Source organism: Zooshikella harenae, assembly GCF_018837975.1.
GTDB classification, from domain to species: Bacteria; Pseudomonadota; Gammaproteobacteria; order Pseudomonadales; family Zooshikellaceae; genus Zooshikella; species Zooshikella harenae.
In genome coordinates, this window is record NZ_JAGSOY010000255.1 from 1 (window position 1) to 1,216 (window position 1,216).

At 43.0% G+C, this 1,216-nt stretch carries 2 protein-coding genes; both read left to right on the forward strand.

The window, feature by feature from the left end; translation table 11 throughout:
* Positions 1-243: 243 nt before the first annotated feature.
* Positions 244-723, forward strand: a complete 480-nt coding sequence (locus tag KCG35_RS25420) for a DUF1441 family protein (RefSeq protein WP_215822646.1) — start codon at positions 244-246, stop codon at positions 721-723.
* Positions 704-1,216 (forward strand): phage terminase large subunit family protein (locus KCG35_RS25425; RefSeq protein WP_215822647.1); only part of this gene is annotated, 513 nt, incomplete at its 3' end. The genes KCG35_RS25420 and KCG35_RS25425, both read left to right, overlap by 20 nt.

A 1,216-nucleotide genomic window follows, 5' to 3' on the forward strand; every position in this document is an offset into this window, starting at 1 on the left:
ATGGAGGACATCAATCGGTTACAATGGCAAATAATGATTTTGATTTCTGTCTTTTTGAAATTGAATAGTTTTATAAACGCCAGTAAACTGATATCAACGGGTCCCTCCTGACACTTTTATTGCAACACGCTGGCCCAACCCCGCGATAAACGTAAAAATTTCGGCCTAATACGCCGCACCACCAGATACCCTTTTCGCTAATAAAAACAAACACTTAAAGGTGCGACATCTGAGGCGAACACGATGACTTCTCCTTTGATTGAAAAATGGAGTATTAGCCAAATGGCACAGCTCTTTAATATGTGCCGCAAAACCGTTTCAAAGCGACTCAAAGAGATGGAAATTAAACCGGTTGGTAAACTGAAAGGCTATGATGTGTATGCGTCTGATCAGGTTGGACCTGCGCTATTTGGTAATACTGAACTCTCTGATCTGCATGACCCTGAAAAAATGACACCTAAGGACCGTAAAGACTGGTTTCAGGCAGAAAATGAACGGCTTGATTTTGAACTACGTGAAAGTCAGTTATGTGAGACAGAAGACGTGCGGCGTACACTGAATACAGTTGTTCAGGTCCTGATTCAGGCCTGCGAAACCCTACCAGATCACTTGGAGCGCAAATGCGCATTACCACCCAAAGCCTTAACCGCCGTTGAAAACGTTGTAAATGATATACGGCAGTCGTTGTATCACCAACTAAAACATGCACTGCGAAACGAATAATATTGCCGATGATGTTGCTGAAATTATTAAACCACCCAGCCGGTTATCCGTTAGTGAGGCGGTTAAACAAACCTTAAGAGTTCCCAAAAATAACGGCAATGGAAGTGATCCCTGGTCCCCGGAAATCACCCCTTATATCATTGAGCCACTGGATTGTTTAAACAGTCGTGAGTATACCGCTGTCTTTTTTGTCGGGCCTGCACGTACCGGTAAAACGCTGGCGTTTGGTGAAGGCTGGTTAAGCTACGTTATCGCCCATAATCCAGGTGATATGCTGATTGTGCAAATTGCCAAGGAGAAAGCACAGGAGTACTCCAAAAAGCGGGTAGATAGAGCGATTCATTGCAGCCCTGAGTTAGCAAAACGTTTATCACCACGCTCTCATGATAATAATGTCCACGATAAAATATTTCGGGCGGGTAATTATTTAAAAATCGGTTGGCCTACTAAAAATATCTTATCCAGCTCAGACTATAAGTATGTTTTTCTCACT

Coding starts and splice junctions, on each gene's coding strand:
- KCG35_RS25420 (WP_215822646.1), top strand. CDS start 244: ATGACTTCTCCTTTGATTGAAAAATGGAGTATTAGCCAAATGGCACAG.